The 20,571-nt window shown below is 40.6% G+C and carries 11 protein-coding genes; 9 read left to right on the top strand and 2 right to left on the bottom strand.

Annotated features, from left to right (window positions below; translation table 11 throughout):
* The first annotated feature begins 371 nt into the window (after window positions 1-371).
* From DP114_RS12950 to DP114_RS12935, 4 genes are all read left to right on the top strand, one after another.
* Window positions 372-1,778 carry a putative HlyD family type I secretion protein gene (locus DP114_RS12950; protein WP_171976274.1) on the top strand — a complete coding sequence of 469 codons (1,407 nt, stop codon included), beginning with the start codon at window positions 372-374 and terminating at the stop codon, window positions 1,776-1,778.
* 232 nt (window positions 1,779-2,010) lie between these two features.
* Window positions 2,011-2,715, top strand: coding sequence for a hypothetical protein (locus DP114_RS12945; protein ID WP_246163153.1), 705 nt, complete (start codon window positions 2,011-2,013; stop codon window positions 2,713-2,715).
* A 133-nt stretch (window positions 2,716-2,848) separates the two neighbouring features.
* The gene (locus DP114_RS12940; RefSeq protein ID WP_171978182.1) at window positions 2,849-3,526 is read left to right on the top strand and encodes a response regulator transcription factor; all 678 of its coding nucleotides are present in this window, start codon (window positions 2,849-2,851) and stop codon (window positions 3,524-3,526) included.
* A gap of 123 nt (window positions 3,527-3,649) precedes the next feature.
* Window positions 3,650-5,545, top strand: coding sequence for a CHASE2 domain-containing protein (locus DP114_RS12935; RefSeq protein WP_171976273.1), 1,896 nt, complete (start codon window positions 3,650-3,652; stop codon window positions 5,543-5,545).
* Here DP114_RS12935 and DP114_RS34400 read toward each other — a convergent pair.
* Complete coding sequence (locus DP114_RS34400) at window positions 5,463-5,846, bottom strand: CHAT domain-containing protein (RefSeq protein WP_246163151.1); 384 nt, start codon at window positions 5,844-5,846, stop codon at window positions 5,463-5,465. The two genes, DP114_RS12935 and DP114_RS34400, sit on opposite strands and share 83 nt — an antisense overlap.
* A gap of 341 nt (window positions 5,847-6,187) precedes the next feature.
* Between DP114_RS34400 and DP114_RS12925 the strand changes: the two genes are divergently transcribed.
* Window positions 6,188-7,153 carry a ribonuclease Z gene (locus tag DP114_RS12925; protein ID WP_171978181.1) on the top strand — a complete coding sequence of 322 codons (966 nt, stop codon included), beginning with the start codon at window positions 6,188-6,190 and terminating at the stop codon, window positions 7,151-7,153.
* A gap of 1,175 nt (window positions 7,154-8,328) precedes the next feature.
* Window positions 8,329-10,590 (top strand): GumC family protein, encoded by a 2,262-nt coding sequence (locus DP114_RS12920; RefSeq protein ID WP_171976272.1) that lies wholly within the window; start codon window positions 8,329-8,331, stop codon window positions 10,588-10,590.
* A gap of 185 nt (window positions 10,591-10,775) precedes the next feature.
* Here the strand turns inward: DP114_RS12920 and DP114_RS12915 are convergent, their stop codons facing one another.
* The gene (locus tag DP114_RS12915) at window positions 10,776-10,976 is read right to left on the bottom strand and encodes a hypothetical protein (protein ID WP_171976271.1); all 201 of its coding nucleotides are present in this window, start codon (window positions 10,974-10,976) and stop codon (window positions 10,776-10,778) included.
* 517 nt (window positions 10,977-11,493) lie between these two features.
* Between DP114_RS12915 and DP114_RS12910 the strand changes: the two genes are divergently transcribed.
* From DP114_RS12910 to DP114_RS12900, 3 genes are read left to right on the top strand one after another with little or no spacing between them, the layout of a single operon-like run.
* Window positions 11,494-13,566, top strand: a complete 2,073-nt coding sequence (locus DP114_RS12910; protein ID WP_171976270.1) for a hypothetical protein — start codon at window positions 11,494-11,496, stop codon at window positions 13,564-13,566.
* Complete coding sequence (locus DP114_RS12905; RefSeq protein ID WP_171976269.1) at window positions 13,553-14,629, top strand: hypothetical protein; 1,077 nt, start codon at window positions 13,553-13,555, stop codon at window positions 14,627-14,629. Before DP114_RS12910 ends, DP114_RS12905 begins: the two co-directional genes overlap by 14 nt.
* Window positions 14,630-14,635: 6 nt before the next feature.
* On the top strand, window positions 14,636-20,311 hold the full coding sequence (locus tag DP114_RS12900; RefSeq protein WP_171976268.1) for a DEAD/DEAH box helicase: 5,676 nt from the start codon (window positions 14,636-14,638) through the stop codon (window positions 20,309-20,311).
* Window positions 20,312-20,571 lie beyond the last annotated feature (260 nt).

Raw genomic sequence — 20,571 nt, 5'->3', positions numbered from 1 at the left:
TCCAGCCCGTTTTAACGGACTTGGACTTTAAGCGAAGAAATAAATTTCTTGGCGGACGAAAAGTATGGTGCAAGATCTGAGAATAGGGATTCTTAGTTGTTGTGCTAACCACTCTTGAAATCAGTGAACAGTGAACAGTGAACAGTGAAAACTCCTAACTGATAACTGAGGACTGATAACTGATAACCCTTCGGGTATCTCCTGCACAGACGCTACTTTGTAAGTCCCAAAGGGACACGCTTACGCGTTCGCTCTTAGCGTGCGCTTGCGCTTACGCCCAAGCCGCGTGCGCTTGCGCTTACGCAGTCGCCTAGGTCGGGAAAGCCGTCATTCGCGCTGGCTCACTGATAACTGATAACTGGTGATAATATATGCTCTACGGTCACAATCAAAAACTCCTCCCTAGTATTCAAACTGACGAGTTTCTTCCCCCTATTAGTCCGTGGACATCAATGGCTGGAATGTTTCTTGTTGGGACTGTTGGTACTGCAATTGGCGTATCTTCATGGGTGAAATACAATGTTACGGTGAAAGCTCCAGCAACTGTGCGTCCTGTGGGAGACACCCGACTGGTGCAGCCGGAAATGGAAGGTACTGTTAAAAGTATCTTTGTCAAAGAAAATCAGCTTGTTAAGCAGGGAGATGCGATCGCCCGCCTTGATGATGAGCAACTACTCATCAAAAAGAGCCAGTTGCAAGGTAATCTCGAACAAGGTAGGTTACAACTCATTCAAATGTATGCCCAAATCAAGAGTTTAGAAGTTCAGATTCTCGCTGAAAAGAGAGTTATAGACAGAACAGTTGCTTCTGCTAAAGCAGATTTGGAACGCAATCAACGGGAGTATCAAGAGCGTCAAATTACAACAACAAACGAATTGCTAGTAGCACAAGCAAGTTTTGAAAAAGCACAGACGGATGTGCACAAAGCTCATGCTGATTTAGAGTTTGCTAAAGTAGATCGCGATCGATACAAACAGCTTTCAGAAATCGGAGCGATCGCTCGGCGTGAATTTGAACAGAAAAAACTCGCTGTTGAGCAGGTAAAAGCAATATTAGAGGGTGAACAAAAAGCTGTTGACATTGCTAAAGCTAGGGTAAAATCAGCCGAAGCTGCACTCAATCCCAGTACAGCAATGATTAAGATTGCCTCTGAACGTATTGCCCAAGAAACTGCCAAAGGTGAATCAACTATTGCCACTTTGAGAAGAGAAAGAGAAGCTTTAAAGCAGCGACAAGTTGAAGTGCAAAGTCAACTCAACCAATCTCAAAAAGAAATTCAACAACTTGATACTCAATTAAAAAGTAGCATTGTTCGTGCAACAAGTGACGGAACAATTCTCAAGCTAAACTTACGAAACCCTGGTCAGGTAGTACGACCGGGCGAAGCTATTGCTGAAATTGTTCCTCAGAATGCTCCACTGGTCATCAAAACAATGGTCTCTGCTGCTGATATTAAAAAAGTCGAAGTTGGTCAAAAAGTACAACTGCGAGTTGATGCTTGTCCCTACCCTGATTATGGTACTCTCAATGGTGTTGTCAGCGCCATTTCTCCAGACGCAATGACACCTCAAGCTAACAATACAGGTAGCACAACTGGAACAACGCCTGCTGTTGGCTATTTTGAAGCTACAGTTAAACCCCAGGCGCGAAAATTTGGTCAACATCAGCATCAATGCTCTATCCAAGCAGGAATGGATGCCAAAGCTGATATTATTTCCAAAGAAGAAACAGCCCTGCAATTCTTGCTGAGAAAAGCGAGGCTAATAACAGATTTATGAGATGCTCAGTAGGTAAGGTGAAGTCAGAAAAAGTACTTTTTCTGACTTTCTTTTTCTGGTTAAGTCAAGTGTATTTACAACAGACGTATTTCTTTGATGAATTTTTCGGAAATAAAAATGGTATCTTTAAACAATTAAGTAGGCATAAATATACAATGTCTTATCTAGGTTTTGTGTCTTAAACTAGGACAATCAATAATTACAGTGGTCACCCGTGGTCTGCTTACTATGTATGCAAATTATACTTGTCGTTGTCTGCATCATGATTTTCATTTGGTTTGTCAGGTCTTATTATAGAACTCAACATGCCTTGCAGTGGTGGTCTTGTAGGCAGTCTCTGAAACTTTTTCTAGAAGCAGAGATTATTCGGGACAATTTACTACAAGAATTTTTCACTATACGCCGCAGCCTAGAACTTTTACCAGTAGAAAATCAGGGGTTATCATTCTCCCAAACTCAAGAATGCTTAACTAAGACTAATAGTTTTCATCTCTCCTTAGCACAATTGAGCGATCGCTTGTTCCCGGCATACCTTCAAGATAGCTTGCCATTGGCGATTGAGTCCACAATTGAACCGTGGGTACACTCCCATCCTCACCTCTATTTTGATATAGAGATGCCTAAGAGTTGGCGACATGAGTCAGCCGAAACCAGTCTGATAGTTTTAAGAACCTTAGAAGAGTTACTAGAAATAACTCTGCCAGAAGTTCTGACTGAGTTATCTATTTATATTAGCTTGAAACAAGTGGAAAATCTTGGTCAACTTATGGTTAAAATTACTTATCCAGATGTATCTGCACTTACCTTTTCTTCTAATCTACCAGAATTAAGTTATCTTTGTGAAACTTTTCGATTCTTAACATCAGGAAAAACTTTTCGTCAAAGTAATAGTAACAGCGTTGCTTGGTACTTCTGCTGGTCAGTACCAGTTTTATAGTTATAGCAGTTGCCACGTAGATTAGGACATAAACTAACGAGAAAATACGGAAATCACCAGACTTTCACACGTCTGTTAAGCGTTAAGCGCTCGGGTGCTCCCTACTCCCTACTATATTGTGAGGATGTTGATGATGACTCAAGCTTTAATAGAGCAAGCATTATTAAAAATTCTTGTGGTTGATGACCATGAATCTGTTTTGGGGGGAACAATCTGGGTACTTAACACTAAGTACCCAGATGCTGAAATTATCACTGCTCAAACTGCTGAAACTGTTCTAAATGTAGTGAATAGCTTGCAGCCTGATCTTGTTGTCATGGATCTTTCTATTCCAGAAAGCCTAGGGATGATAGCACGACCTGATACAGGTCTTCAACTGTTAAGAAATTTGATGACAAACTATCCTACCCTGAATCTGGTTGTTCAAAGCGCTCACGTCAAAACCCTCGTGCGGATAAGACCTGAAATTGATGCTCATAAAGGAGGCTTTACAATTGCTGATAAAAGTCTTTCTAGCAAGGAAATGTTGACTAGAGTTGATTGGGCATTACAGGGATTAACTCATACCAAAGATATTAAAGGAACATTCGTAGGACTAGAAGTTAAACGAGAGTGGCTGCAAGTGCTGAGGTTAGCATTTGAAGAAGGATTACAAGATAAGGCGATCGCTGAACGCCTGTGTGTTTCAGAACGGATGGTACGTCACTACTGGAGTAAACTGCAAGACGCTTTAGGCGTTTATCCTGAAGAAGGAAAAAATATCCGAATTCAGACTGAAATGCGAGCCAGAGAAGAAGGATTCATTGATTGATAACTTATCTATATTTATTCTTTAAAAAAGATATTAATGAGTTCCGGAATTGAAATTAATACTCAGTAATGGTTAACAAGGTTTCCCCTGTTAACCATTACGAATTATTAATTTAATAAGCTCATGTATCCCAGCATGTGGAAAAAAGTTAAAGAGGAAATTTTTGTTTGGCGCTTAGGTGCATCAACAGGAATTCTAATCATTGGGCTTGTGATCATAGCCCGTCTGACTGGTTCATTACAAGCTTTGGAATGGCTAGCTTTTGATACTTTTCTACGTCTGCGTCCATCAGAACCTATTGATGAACGAATTCTGATTGTGGGAATTAATGAAGATGATATCCGCAGTATAAAAAAATATCCCGTACCAGATAGGGACTTGGCAGCGCTACTGGTAAAGTTGCAGACGTACAAGCCCAGAGTCATCGGTCTTGATATGTATAGAAACTTGCCAGTTCCTCCAGGTAACCCTGAGATGATTGCTGCATTCAAAGACATGAGAAATTTGATTGCTATTGAAAAAGTTTTACCAGATAAAGTCGAGCCAACACCCTATTTGTCTTCTGAACAAATTGGTTTTGCGGATCAAATGACGGATACAGACGGTAAACTCAGACGTAGCCTGCTGGCAACGCCAACGCCTAAAGGATACAAATTTTCTTTGTCTTTACGTTTATCAGAAACTTATTTAACCCATGAAGGTATCGCCCTGGAGAATGGCTTACGCGATCGCGATACTATGAGATTTGCTAACACTGAGTTACCCCGCTTTTTACCCAACTCTGGGGGATATGTCAAAGCAGATGCAGGTGGGGTTCAAGTTTTACTGAATTTTAAGAACGGTCGAGAGCGATTTAGAACAGTTAGTCTGAATGATATCAAAACGGGAAACTTTAAGCCAGAGTGGATACGCGATCGCATTGTCATTATTGGCATGACTGCTTCTAGCGTAAAAGACCTGATCTCAACTTCCACAATTGCATCTACCAAAACCCCACCAGGACGAGTTTATGGAGTAGAAATTCAAGCTCATGAAACTTCCCAGATTATCAGTGCAGTACTTGACGGACGACCACTCATAAATGCATGGACAAAAGAGTGGGAATATATTTGGATTGTAGGTTGGGGTTTAGTAGGAATTTATTTCGCCAGACTCACTAAATATCCGTTAATAAATCTTTTGGCTGTTAGTATTGCTAGCATTAACCTTATAGGAAGTAGTTATTTGCTGCTACTCATTTGGGGTTGCTGGGTTCCAGTGATACCAGCAATGCTAGTGTTGACTTTAAATGGTGTAACACTCACCGCTTTGTTTCAATATAACCAAACTTTTCAAGCTAAAATTAATGCTCGTCAAATAATAATTGAACGCACATTTGAAACAATTCATAATGGACCATTACAAACTCTGGCTAAAGCTTTGAGACGTGTCAGAGACGGGAAAGATTTGCCACCAGACGAATTACTTTACGAACTTGAAAAAGATTTGGAGAAATTAAACTATGAGCTACGGGGCATCTATGAGTTTTTGCAACGAGAACCGCGAAATCAAGAGAATAGTCTTTATATTGGCAGTGGTATAGAACTCAATTTACAAAACCCTCTTCACGACATTCTCTATCAAGTTTACAACTATACCTTAGAGCGAGACTTTCCCTGTTTTAAAACTCTCAAGTTCAAAGTCCGTACCTTTGAGCCAATAGAAGATAGACATTTGAGTGTCGAACAAAAGCAAGGTGTGTGCCGATTTCTGGAAGAAGCTTTGTGCAATGTCGGCAAACACGCCCTAGGACTAACCCGTCTAGAGGTGATTTACGAAAATGACAATGGCTGGTACACCCTGAGGATTAAAGATAACGGACTAAGTATGAAATCATACGAAGAAGGTCAAGGAACGCGGCAGTTTAAGTATATTGCTCAACAACTCAAAGGCAAATTTACACGATCGCCTGTTTTTCCCAAAGGCACTCTTTGCGAATTATCTTGGCTGGCGTCAAAAAAGCGATGGCTACTCTTGTAAAGACTACACAAAGTGAGCGATCAATGATAAAGTGATCGCTATTCTTGTAAAAACTACACAAGCGATCGCTATTCTTGTAAAAACTACACAAAGTGAGCGATCGCCAGCTTGCAAAACCCCAGTCACCCTGAAGCACAAAAGCCGCCCAATAATAAGGAGAACTCCACTGCGGTATCTGCGACATCTCCACCTGTGCTTGTCTTAAAGCTGCCGCAGGTGTTAACTTTTCCTGCAACATCCCCCGATAAAACCGTTTCATCAACTCTGCTGTTGCTTGGTCGTCAACCAAGCGGGGGAACATAACGTGCCGCCCCGTTGTAGCGCAAGCGCGTGAGGGAAGCTGGAGGCAGGGTAAGGTTTTTTGCATTTTCCATGCCACTATTACCGCTTCGCGGAATTCGCTCATTCAAAATTCAAAGTTCGTCTTGAAAAGTTTGCGCGTCCGGTGAGTCCAGCGCTGCGGGAGGGTTTCCCGACAGCCAGGCGACTGGCGAACCCGAAGGGGTTTCCCGGCGCAAAACTTTTCGCAAAATTCATACGGCGTAAGCGTTTCGTTTATTTGGAATGGGTGGTTTATTTACGCCGCGCTGTACTATAGAAAAGAGAGTGCCAAATGCAGTAAGAGGAAGGCAAAAGAAGGCTGTGGAGATAACATTTCTAGGGACGAGTTCCGGTGTACCTACGCGATCGCGCAATGTTTCCAGTGTCGCCCTGAGGTTACCACAACGTGCTCAGATGTGGTTATTCGACTGTGGTGAAGGAACTCAGCATCAAATTTTGCGGAGTGATCTTAGAGTCAGCCAACTCTCCCGAATTTTTATCACCCATATGCACGGCGATCATATTTTTGGCTTAATGGGTCTTCTCGCCAGTTGTGGCTTAGCAGGAAATGTACAACGCGTTGATATCTATGGCCCACCCGGATTAAATGACTACCTACAAGCCGCCTCGCGCTACTCCCACACCCACTTTTCTTATCCGGTCAAAGTTCATGCCGTACGTCCAGGCGTGATTTACGAAGATGATGAATTCATTGTAAGCTGTGGTTTTTTGCATCATCGCGTTACTAGTTTTGGCTACCGTGTTTTAGAGAAAGACCGACCAGGACGTTTTGATGTAGAGAAAGCCAAAACATTGGAAATTCCACCCGGTCGCATTTACGGTCAACTCAAACGTGGTGAAGTCGTAACCCTTGCAGATGGACGGGTGATTGACGGTAAAGAACTGTGTGGACCGACAGAAATTGGACGCAAAATTGCCTATTGTACAGATACACTTTATTGTGACGGTGCAGTCGAATTGGCACAGGATGCAGATGTGTTAATTCATGAGGCGACATTCGCCCATCAAGATGCAGAAATGGCTTTTCAACGGTTACATTCCACAACCACAATGGCAGCACAAACTGCTTTAGCTGCTGGGGTAAATCGACTCATCATGACACATTTTAGTCCTCGGTATGCCCCCGGAAATGAAATAGAGTTAAAAGATTTACTTGAGGAAGCTCGTGCTATTTTTCCCAATACTAATATGGCATATGATTTTATGACTTATGAAGTACCTAGACGGCGGGATAAAGAATTAAAAAAGGCGGAGGCTATGGCTTAAATCAGTGAACAGTGAACAATGAACAGTTAACAGTAAACAATGAACCATGAACAGTGATAACTGGTAAGTAGGTCAACCTAAAAAAACTTAAAATAGAAATACTGCGATTGCTGAGTCCCAAAGGGACACGCTGTGCTTTCGATCTTAGCGTGCGCTTTGCGCTTGCGTTTCACTTCGTTCCATTCGCAATGACATTTTACATTTAATTATGTTGAGCTACTTAACTGGTAACTGGTAACTGGTAACTGGTAACTGATAAAGCACCCATTCCAAATCAATAAAACGCTTACGCTGTATTCGTTTTGAATGTGTTAGCAGCGTGCCGCATGCAGCGAATTTTGTTAGCGCGGCGGGACGCAATCCCGGATTGAATTCCGCCTTGTGCTGCTAGAGCTTTTAATAGGCTTGATATCAAGCAATCTTTTTCTTTTCTACTCATTTGCGCCCATCTTCATAAAATATTTAATTTTTATAGTTCAAGAATTCAAAAAAATTTCGGTGTTTTATTAGTTTGGAAGTAAATGAAAACACATATCTATAAACTTCAAAAAGTACTATTTTCCCTATGACTAGTCAACATACTGTATACAATTGTTATTTTTACTAAACTAGTCATCAAACAAACGGATGAAAAAAATGCTTGTTCTTATTGAAGCAGTGGTCTTATTCTCAACTCCAAAATATTCATTTTTTACTTTGATTAGCTTGTTCTAACGAGGATTTAGAGTTAATCGGATAACATCAGCATATAAATGCTCAGTCTCTTTTTAAGTATTTTTCAATACTCTTATGATTATATCAATAACAAAAACTAGTAAGTTGATTGGAGCAATACTAGTCAAATTAATCACAAAGATAAGAAGAGTCAACTGATGGTATAAACAGTTTATCAAAAATCACAAGATAAAAAATCTGGAATCGTAACGAGACGGTAAAGATAGACAGAGACAGTTGACTATTTCAATATTCTTCACTTAGGTTGAAATGAAAATGAAAATATTTCAGCAGAGGTGACATCTTGTACCTGAATTTCAAAATCCGTTTGCACAGCGTCTGGGTAAGAGATATTCCGAATTCTTTTTTTTGAGTGTACTTGTATAAACTGTCAAAATTTTCTCACAATCTTGTAGAAAAAGTAATTCGATATAATTCAGAGGACTTTGATTGTAGCTGACATGAGTCTGGAACACAGAAAAATAATTATTACTTCTCCACAAAGCAAAGTTAAAGGCAGAAAACTCTCTACAATTCTGTTTCGCCGACGCTTGCAAATCTTAGGTGTTTCTGGCGTAGTCATGTCGGTTGCAAGCGTTCTGGCTTTAAGTGCAAAACCGACATATCAAAGTACTATACAAATACTAGTAAATTCTAAGCTAAATGAAGGGGTACGCTCAAGTCATACCCAACAGGGAGCAGAAAGCAATTTTACTAATACTAATCTTGACATTATTAACGACATGACTCAGCAAAAGCTTATGCTGAGTTCCAACTTGATTCAAAAAGCAGTTAATTTGCTTCGTTTTGAGTATCCAGATTTGACAGTTGAACATATAAAAGGTAATAAAGGTCAACAAGCAGCTTTAGTGGTTACGCCATTACAGGCACAGACAGGGGACAACAAAGTGATGAATCAAGTCTTTGAAGTTTCTTTCAAAGACAACGATCCAGTCAGAGCAGAAAAGGTTCTGAAATCTCTACAAAAGGTATATCAGGAAGATAACATAGAGCAACGAAAACAGAGTCTTTCCAAAGGGCTTACTTTTCTCAAAAAAAGATTGTCCGAAGTCAAAAATAAAATGATTCAAGCGGATAAAAATTTGGAACAGTTTCGCAAAAAAAATCATTTACTCGATCCGCAGCTACAAGGCAAAATTCTTCTTGAATCTCTTGCTGACATCACAAAACAGCTAAGAACCACCCGTGCACACCTTAAAGACTTACAAGCTCGTTACGACAACTTAAAAAAACAATTGTCGTCCTTACCTAAAAATGCTATTGTCTCCTTTCGTCTGAGTCAGTCAACCCGTTATCAAACACTACTTAATGAGATTCAAAAGACTGATTTAGCTTTAGCTCAAGAACGGTTACGTTATACAGATAACTATCCAGAAGTCCAAAAACTGATACAGCAGCGACGAACTCTAGCCGCGCTTTTGCAAGAAGAGATTCGACGAACGCTGGGAGACAAAGATATGCAAGCGATATCAGATACTTTATTTCAAAAAAAGCCGTTGGATACAGAAATATCGTCTGGTACGCAAGAACTACAACAGACTACAAGGCAAGTAGGAGAAGCTGACTTGAAGCTGATGCAAGACTTGACTCAGGTACAGACAGCAATCTTAGGGCTGCGTGCCAATGAAAAGAGTCTTGCTGACTCACAAGAGCAAATTCGTGCTGAACTAAGCAAATACCCAAGTTTAATAGCACAGTACAACCGTCTGCTACCAGAAGTAGAAACGAATCGCAAAACACTTGAGCAACTCACGGCAGCACAACAATCTCTAGGATTGATGATCGCTCAAGGAGGATCTGATTTCCAAGTCTTGGAACAACCTCAAGTAGAAAACTATCTAGATAGCAACAAGCTATCTATATTACTTGCAGGAGTGCTCTTAGCACCGATTTTAGGTATTGGCACAGCCCTGATATCAGAATCCAAGGATGTTATCTCTTCTCCACAAGAGTTACAGAGGCTGACAAACCTTCGTTTATTAGGGACAGTCCCACAATTATCACAGCTGAGTACAAAAAAGAGGTCGTTTCGCCGATCCTTGCGACGAGTCATAACTCATTTCTCATCACAAGCCATATCTGACGAAAAGCACTTCAACGTCTACGGCTTGTTACCCTCCCACGAAACGCTGGATATGGCGTACCAAAACATTCACATATCAAAGTCTTGTGTTCGCCACAAATCTGTGATGGTTACTTCAGCAATGTCTGGAGAAGGCAAGTCAACTTTGGCGCTGGGACTTGCAGTCAGTGCTGCCCGTATGCATCAACGGGTTTTATTAATTGATGCCAACCTGCGACAGCCAAATCTGCACAAAATTTTGGGATTAACCAATGATTGGGGTCTATCCTTGTTGTTAGTTGAGGAAAGAAATTCCGAAGTTTTGGAATACATCCAGCCTATTCATCCCTCCATTGATGTTTTGACTGCTGGACCGACACTTGAAGATACAGTTAAGCTATTAAGTTCTGCACGGATGAAAGAATTGTTGGAATTTTTCGAGCAAACTTATGACCTCGTGCTTATAGATACTTCTCCTATTCTCGGCACAGTTGATGCCACAATCCTGGCATCTCTTTGCAATCAGATTGTTATGGTAGGGCGGATGGGGCAGGTAACCTGCAACAAACTCATTCAAGCTACAGAAATCTTGAGTAACTTGAATCTGATTGGGATTATTGCTAATGGAACGAACTGGTAAGCCTAGCTTTACCCTTGAGTAATATGATGTCCGGCAAATCACCCTTAATATGTCATTGCGAGTGGAACGAAGTGAAACGTTCGCGCAGCGTGTCCCCTTGCGACTCAGCAATCGCAAGGTTTTTGGGATTGCTTCCCTTCAGTCGCAATGACGGTTATTTGAACGGACATGATATAACCGGATCACTACAGAGACTTGTATTTGTGTTCCATCATGCTGTATCCAAATTTTGCCATCCTCAAGAAACACTCTTTTGTGCATGAAAAAATTTGGCAATCATCAAAACGCTGATGAGCGCGATCGCCCCCAAGGGCGCAAACACTCCCCGATAGCCAATAGCCTTTCATCCAAGAACTGAAAAACTGCGGTGCCGCTTCATTTTCCATTTTTGTCTATGGAAAATGAAGCGGAATTTCATGTTCATAAACTAAATGTGATTGCTGTAGGGAGGAAATTACTTTTGAACAATTTTGTCTCCAAACTAAAGTTCCAATGGTATTTGTCCCATCAGAATCTATTTATACCAGGCTTACCGTGTGGAAACCTGCCTGCTCGATCCCCAGATCTAAACCAAAAGCTCCCGCAAACAGACTAGTAGATATAGGTTTATCGTTGCTGTCCCACTCGTATCTCAGAAATTATACCGTGACGTTTTGATTAATCCAGAAGTGGGGAGGTAGAGAGAAACTCTCCCATAACTGCATCTGTACCATCCCATCATTACGCCGTTATACTTCCCCATACCTTCATTACCTCGTCATAGCGTGTGTGGCGAACTACTAGGTTCAAAATTCGCGTCAATAAGGCGCGCATAAATCTTCTATGAACTAAACTCTGTTTTTCACGTCTTGTGAAAAGTAGACTTTATGCAATATCAATAAATATACACATTATAATAAGTACATGAAAACTATAAATCTATCTGTAAAAACTACTATAAATTACTCAGAGTGGAACGATAAAATCGCACAGCATTTCTTCAACCCAGAAATGGCTGGGCGTACTGTTTGTCTTTACGTCACAGAGGATTTAATTAATTCCTTAGGCGCATCTAAAGGCGTTGCCTACCAAGACTTTATCCAAACAGTAAAAAATGCAATAAATATAAATGGTATCTGTAAAAAAGCCTGGGGGAGTATGCAAAACCCGCAATGGCGATACCAACGACAAGGTTATCCTCCATACATAGGCTACTTAGCTTTATTTGTTTTGGCAGCGGGTACTAAAGGTGATTTTTCTTCTAAAGCCTACTATCCCCGCTTGCGGGAATTACTGGGTGAAGAACCGACATCCCGACCATTTCCCCACTTTGACCAGATGCAAACACTCTGGAAAGATTTAGAGAAATGGGCAAATGTCGATAAATCAGGTGAACTGGGCATTTTCAACGCCAACATTACTGGTAGGTTGGTTCACGTCGGTATACCCATCGCCCAAACTCTTTTGACGCAGAGGGAACTGAAGGCACTACCCGTTATTTTTGCACAAGCAGGCTTAGAACCTATTTCCCTTGCCTCTGAAAGACATACAGCTTGTTTGTTAGTCAAACACGGACGTAACTATCTGCGAAGACGAACGTTGCGATTACTGGAAGAAACCAGCGAAGGCGATGAACTACGTCACGCACTGATTGAAAGGATTGTTGATGAGTTATGCACTTGGGATGGAACTACCGAAATACCGTCTGAGGGAAGAACTCAGGTTTACGGTGTTTTAAGACTGTGTTGCAAACTCGACTTGATTGCCAAACGTGCCAGCTTCACCTTACGTTGTACGACAAAGCATGAATTTCCTGAAGATGGTCTGATTTTGAATTCTAATCACGATTCTTACTCTTGCACCGAACAGGGTAATGGTTGGTCTTCACCCATCCGCTGGGAATTAAATAGTAAAAATATCGACGCATCCCAGTTGGATTGGCGTCAGGGTTTGCGGATGGAATCCACTGACAAACAATGGTGTTTTAAGTTGCCGGCTTCCCCAATCCGAGTGTTTGTTGAAGGCAGAAGTTTGGGGTTAGCAGGACTTGTAGAAGTAGCGCGAATTCCTAAAGGTTTGCCCTTTTATTTAGCAGTTCAGCAAGAGTGTTGCAGTTTGCTAGAAAAATGGGGTGCATCCAGTTGTGAAGGGTTTGAGAAATTGCATACTGTCAAAGGTTTACCTACCGGATGGCACTTATTTAAAGTGGCTGCTGCCCATAGTGATGAAATAGTAAAAAGCGAATATCCTATCTTGTCATTTTCGACTAGCATCAGGCTTTATTTAGAAGGTGGTGTACGCCTTGACAGAGGAAACTATTTCTTTAAATTCGCACCACCAAAATTAGTTTTACAAGGTGGTGATGAATCGGTAAAAGTATATTGCAATCGCAAACTGTTACAAGACAAATCGGGAGAAGGTATTTATGAACTCTCTCCAGATATCCCAGCCGACACCAAGCTTGAAATTGAAGCCTGTAAGGGTAAAGATATTATTAAGCGTTTCTCTCTGTTTTTAGTAGAACATTTTCCTTTACTCACCAGCATTAAGACGCCATATATTGACAATTTTAGTTCGTCGGTGACAACAAATCTAGATGACAATTCTCCAGGGGTGATTGGAGCATTGGTAAAGGGAGTTGATTGTCCTGCTTTTAACTTCAATACTCTCTTGCCAATTCAAGGAAAGCAACGCATTGTTTTTGTGGGTAAAGAACCAGGGCAAGTTGCAATTTATCCAGAAGAATCATTACCTATTGATTGGTATCCTGTTTGGGCTATTGCCAAAGGAAGTCTATTTGATCGAGCAATGTTTTGTGGCACAAGCTTAAAAGAATCAGAGCCTAAGCTATCAATTTGTAAGGATAAGAAAAAATTGTTTGATTGGAGAAAAAATTTATTGGATAATCACAAACGAACTCTGCCTCCTATCGGCGATATTCGCCTGAATCAATTATGGGAAAAATTCCAAAAGGAGGCAAAGCGTGTCCAGGGATAGCGACGAACTACTCTATGTCATTTCTGCTAAAAAGGAAATGCCTTGGTTATCTTTTAAACAGGCATTTAATTATCTTTACAGTCTTAATCGAACTGCTTGTAGTGAGGAGGGAGATGACATTAAAGACAAAAGATTATCAACTGTTCGTGGGCTGGATTCATTGGGTCACTGTGAATTTGATTTCACTGACAATAACAGAAAAGTTTATGTCACTCCCCCTGTATTAATAAGATTACCTAGCGCTGGTTTTCCCCAAGCTATTTTAGCAGGATTTAGAACACCAAATACTATAGATAAATTAAGAAAAGTTTGTCAATCTGTTGAACAAAACATCAAGATTGAGGTAACAGAACAAAGGGAAGAATTAGTATTAGTACCTAAGCGAATAGCTGTGCAAGTTGAGAATGTATCAGAATTACAGGAAATTGCTTCTCAATTAGCAATAAATTTTATAGAAACACCATCTGCTTGGTCGCTTTTAAATTTTTCCGCCTCCCTTGAAGATTATTTAAGTAATTGCCAATGGTCTAATGAGTCAGAATTAAACTGGAAACATCAAACATTTGACCCTAATATATTACGCTTTCTCCCCTCTCCCTCATCAATGGGAGGTGCGTCGGGAATGAAAGTGCCGAATATCCGTCTCAGCCAATATCAACATCCCTCTCGCAATACCCAAATATATTATCTTTGGCAAGAAGAAAGATGTACCCAAGTTGAACGTGACTGGGGACGATATGCTGTTATTAATGCTGCTAATATTAAAGTTCTAATTTACGACAAACGTCGATTTCTGATGGCAGTTCCGGTCGGCGCTAAACTACCAAAACTGCTAGAAAGAGCTTTAACTTTATGCTCAGGATACGTACCAAGATTTGTAGAAAAATTACCATTACAAAAACTCACTTCTAATTCTTCTATCCCAAAGCCTAAGGAAGTGGTCAACGGTTTTAATGTAAAAGGTTTCAACTTATTTCGAGACGTTCCTCCTCAAATAGCAGAAATGACTGCTGCTAAATTAGGTCAAACTCTATTACTACAATCTTTAGATGTCAAATTGTGAGGATAAATGAAAGACCCTATCGGCGCTTTTGAAAAGCTACGCGACAACTTAATCCTTTATGTTAAAACGGCTTTCGGTACACAATTTCCTGAAATTGAGAAGGAACGGGAACGACGTTTGCGTGAACCGGGAGTATTTTATCAAGAACCTTGGATCGAACCTTTACCTCGTTATCAAAAATCTGGGAAAACAATCAATAATTTACAACTTTCAGATGTTCCAGGTTTAGATGAGTCTGCACTGCTAGATTTTAAAGAATTAGCTTCCTGTGGACTGGTTGGTGATTTTGAATTATACACTCACCAACTGGAAATGCTCCATAAAGGATTATCGGGTCAAAATGCAGTTGTTACTGCTGGTACTGGTTCAGGTAAAACAGAATCTTTCCTCTTACCGTTGTTTGCTTACTTAGCGAAAGAATCAAAAAATTGGGAAGCGCCGGGAACTCAGCAACCTCACATTAATGATTGGTGGGAAAACAAAGATTGGCAAAATAAATGCAAACCACTTGTTAATAAAAAACGCAATTTTAAGCAACCTTATCGCGTACCTCAAAGGAATCATGAAAAACGAGATGCTGCGGTAAGGGCACTAATTTTATATCCGATGAATGCCCTCGTTGAAGACCAGCTTACCAGGTTACGCCGCGCTTTAGATTCTGACAAGGCGCGAGATTGGTTTAAAAATAATAGAAAAGACAACAGAATTTATTTTGGCAGATACAACGGCGTCACACCTGTACCAGGACATGAGTACAAGCAAAATGGTAAACCTAACGGGGACAAGATAGAAGAACTTCTTGAAGAAATGCAGCAGATGCAAAAATCAGTCCAAGCTGCTGAGGAACATTTTAAGAAAACTGGTGACAAGGATGTGACATTCTTTTTCCCGCGTTTAGATGGGGCGGAAATGCGCTGTCGTTGGGATATGCAAGATGATCCACCTGATATTTTAATTACTAATTATTCCATGCTCAGCATTATGCTGATGCGAGATATTGATAAAAATATTTTTGATAAAACACGGGAATGGTTAAAGAAAGAAGGCAGTGTTTTTCACTTAATTCTTGATGAATTACACCTTTATCGTGGCACTGCTGGGACAGAAGTTGCTTACCTGATTCGCCTGCTGCTGCAACGTTTGGGACTTTATCCTGGTCATCCTAAATTAAAAATTCTTGCCTCTAGTGCGTCTCTTGAACCAAATGACCCAAAAAGTTTAAAATTCTTATCTGAATTCTTCGGTACAGAATGGCATTCCGAACAAATTATCCCTGGTCATCCTGATCCAATTCCAGCAATTGTCGGACAAAAATTTTTAGAGAGTGAACCATTTATCGCCTTAGCAAACGCACCAGAAGACGCCAATTTACTCAAGAAATGTTTATCATTATTTTCATCACAAAGCGACACTGTTGGCGCTATAATGCTTAACGCTTGTAAGCTCGACAATATAATTCGTGCAGTATCTCTCACGCAATTTGCTAAAGGGATTTTTGGTGATAATTTAGATGATTTAGATGAAGAAAATCTCAATTTAGCAGTAAAGGGATTGCTAATTGCTCGTGGTTTATCTGAAGACAAATCTTTAGAATCATTTCGGTTTAGGTTGCACTGGTTTTTTAGAAATATTGATGGACTTTGGGCTTGCACTCAGCCAAATTATGATTGTGATAAGGATGAAAGTAGTAAAAACCGACCAGTAGGTAGACTCTTTGTAAAGAATCCACCAATAGTTCATGAGGGATTTCGAGTGCTAGAAATGCTGTACTGCGAACAGTGCGGTACTGTTTTTTATGGTGGAAACCGTTTGGAACTAGAGAACGGTAATGGTTGGGAACTTTTGCCTACAGAACCAAATATTGAAAGCATTCCTGACCGCCAAATTGGTAATTTTTTGGAACGGCGAACATATCGTGAATATGCTATATTTTATCCTTCCAGAGATATTCATGAAGATGCTAAAAAATTATGGAAACAGCCACCAAGAAGTGGTGTACGTACAGAGAATGCTTGGTGGGATAAAGCCTGGTTAGACACTCGTAGTAGTCGCGTTATTTTGGGAGAACCTGATTCAGATACAGCAGATAATCAATGGGTTGAAGGCTATATCTATAACTTGGGAAAAACATCACCAGAAACGCAAGCATTTATGGCAGCACAACCCTCTATTTGCCCATGTTGTGGTGCAGATTACACTAAGCGAAGGTCTTGGAAATCTTCAATTAGAGGCTTCCGTACTGCATTTTCTAGGTTGAGTCAACTGCTATCTAAGGAAATATTTTATCAGTTACCAGAAAAATCAGACTCTCGTAAATTAGTCGTATTTTCTGATAGTCGTGAAAATGCCGCTTCAATATCAAATGGAATTGAACGTACTCATTACTCTGACCTTGTTCGTGAGGCGATATTTGATGAACTTAATCAATTGGCAGTTGGTGAAGTTTACCTATTAGAAGATATCCAAGAACATGGTCAAGCAGTTCGGCAAGAAGCAAGAGAATTTGCTCGTAACTCTGATGCGATTAAGCAATTGCAAGAAAAAATTCAAGTTGCTAACTATCCAACCACTGGACTTCCGCAAGCATTCCAGAATTTACGAGAACAAGCACAAATAGAACTTAGTGAAATTAAACAAAGAGCTAAAACGCGCATCGTTTCACTTAAGGTTTTATTTGAAGGAGAAAAAGACACACCAGGAGTACTTGTTCAGAGATTAGCTGGTTTAGGCATAAATCCTGCTGGTAACGATATCAATGACCAAGAGTTTTATTACGACAATAAATTACATCATTGGACAGGATTTTTTGATTTTGCGTCTCAACCACCAAAATGGAAAGCTGGTTCTTCTAGGGAAGCAATTGACAAGCGATATACTCTTAGATCAAAAACACAGTCTGAAGTATGCGATGCCTTCTTTAGTCGTTTATTTTATAGTATTGAAGCATCTGGCTTAGGTTATGCTTGTCTGAAATTGCCACAAGAAGAGGTCAACAAATTAGCTGCACAATGCAAACTTGCACCACAAGTTTTTCTCGAAATATGCAACGGATGCTTGCGCGTCATTGGTGATTTGTATCGGTATCCTAAGTATGATGTTGAGGACTGGAACAGTTGGCAAGATGCAAAAGCCAGATTGAAAAAATATGTCACTAAATGCGTGACACAGCATAAGCTTTCTGAGAAGCAATTATTTGATGCATTGTGGTCAGCTATTTGCCAACATGGTAAACATGAGCATTTAAAAATTAACCCGCTGCATTTATGGGTACGAGTTGCAGTTCCCGGTGATCCAGTTTGGCAATGCACATCATGTGGACGCCCTCACCTACATCGTGCCGGCGGTATCTGTACAAATTGTCTTGCAGAATTACCCACATCACCTAATAAAAAATGCTCAGATTTATACGCTCGTAATTATTACGCGACAGAAGCAGTTAATAAGCGCCAACCTGTGCGTTTGCATTGTGAAGAATTGACAGGACAAACCGACGATCAAGCAGAAAGACAGCGCCATTTCCGCAATATTGTTGTCAACATCGGCGAACAAGATAGAGATTTTATCCCAGTGGTAGATACTATCGACATCCTTAGTGTTACTACCACAATGGAAGTAGGTATTGATATTGGTAGTTTAATGGCTGTAGTCATGGCAAATATGCCACCCATGCGTTTTAATTACCAACAAAGAGCAGGTCGTGCAGGTCGTCGAGGTCAACCTTTCGCCATTGTATTAACTATTTGTCGTGGTAACAGTCACGATGAATTTTATTATCAACATCCCGAAAAAATTACAGGTGATCCGCCACCAGTTCCCTTTCTATCGATGTCAAAAATTGAAATTGCACGACGTCTATTAGCAAAAGAATGTCTGCGACGTGCGTTTCTATGTGCTGATGTTAAGTGGTGGGATGGTCCCACGCCGCCAGATAGTCACGGAGAATTTGGTACAGTAAAAGACTGGCTAGAAAAAGAATCTCGTCGTCAGAAAGTTTGTCAATGGTTGCAGAGTTCACCTAAAGTTACCGAGGTAGTAAATGATTTGCTTATTGGTGTAAAAAATATCGACCCCATCACCTTTGAAAATTATGCGCGTCAGAACTTGTTTAACAAGATAAACGAGTGTGCAAATAATAAAGAATTGACAGGAAAGGGATTAGCAGAACTACTTGCAGAAGGTGGTGTTTTGCCCATGTTCGGTATGCCATCCAGAGTTCGGGATTTGTATCATCACAATCCATCAAAAAACAAGAAGATTGCTACTATCGACCGTGATTTAGATTTAGCTGTTGCGGAATTTGCCCCAGGTGCAGAAAAGACTAAAGATAAACGAATTTACACCTCTATCGGTTTTACTGCACCGTTACTTCCAGACAGTAAAAATGGTGTTGTTCCTGCTGATAATGACCCGCTTTCTCAGCGAAGATGGATGTTAAGATGTCAGCGCTGTCAACATACAGATACTTCTGATAATGAATTGAAAAATACAGTCTGTCCCAAATGTGGAGCAACACCAGAACAAGGTTTTAAAGTTTTTAAATACGCTGTACCATTGGCTTTTCGTACCACCCTGAAGCCAGGTTCTGATGCTAAGGAAGAACACGATGTATTAATCTCAGGTGCGGGTAGTGTTGCTGAGTCACAGCAAGAAAATGTTATTGACCCAATACCGGGTACAAATACCAAGGCAGAGTTTTCTGAAACTGGCAGAGTATTCCGTGTAAATGATAATCGCGGGAATTTGTTTAAAGGAGCAGTAGGTAAAGCTTCTTTTGGACGTGGCGGCGAAAAATTTTTAGAATTTCAATGGATTGATGAGCGATTTCAAAATCAACCCAATGGGGTAAATTTTCAAGAACCGACCGAATCTGAAGCACTGGCTATTGTTGCTCCGAAAACAACTGGCGTTCTCCGCATCAAACCCGCATCTGTACCCACTGGATTATGTCTCGATCCCATTGCACCTGGTTCTGCTATTAAAGCTGCTTTTTATTCTGCGGCTTTTATTATCCGTGCTGTCGCAGCACAGGAATTAGATATTGATCCAGATGAATTAGATGTGAGTGGTTTACGGCAGGTTGAACTAGAAGAAACTGGTGAAAAAGTAGGAGAAATTGTAATTAGCGATCGCCTCCCCAATGGTTCTGGTTTTACATTATGGCTTGCCGAACATTGGCAACACATCCTCATAGAAAAAATCATCAAAGCACAAAATACTTTTGTTTCTGCCATGATGTCACAGGAGCATCGCAATAAATGTGATTCTTCCTGTTATCAGTGCTTACGACACTACCGCAATATAAACTATCACGGCTTGCTCGATTGGCGTAGTGGTCTCTCTTTACTTAGGGCATTAGCTGATAAGAATTTTGGTTGCGGCTTGCACGGCGATTTTTCTGCCCCAGACTTAGAAAACTGGCTACAAAGAGCAACTGAACTTCGAGATAGTTTTTCTGCATCTTTTAGTAGTTGTTCTCCGCAAAATATCGGAGATCTGCCTGGTTTTACAATGGATGAGATAACAGTTATTATTGTTCATCCGTTGTGGAACCTCAATAACCCCATTGGCTTATTAACTGATGCTGTTGCTACAGTAGCACCAGAGAGCCAAATTCGTTACATTGATACCTTTAATCTTTTGCGTCGTCCTAGCTGGTGTTATCAGTCACTAGGTTCGCCGTAGGCATATTCTGAAAATTTTTATTGTATAAATGCCATTTCATGATCGCGCCTGATACAAATCATGGGTTTCTAATTCTTTCTCCCTCCTCCCCTCTTCCTGCCCCCTGCCAATACAGTTAAAGGGTGGCGCGGGAAAGGTGCTTTATTTCACAGCAAAGCATTTAGCGTTTTCAAATGCAAAAATGATTCAAGTATGATACCTTAAGGGCAAAACCTGGCTGTAAGTGTTGTCGCACCCTTAGGGACTGCATAAGTGTATTT

It is taken from the genome of Brasilonema sennae CENA114 (assembly GCF_006968745.1).
GTDB lineage: Bacteria > Cyanobacteriota > Cyanobacteriia > Cyanobacteriales > Nostocaceae > Brasilonema > Brasilonema sennae.
This window is presented reverse-complemented; position numbering and strand designations above follow the sequence as displayed.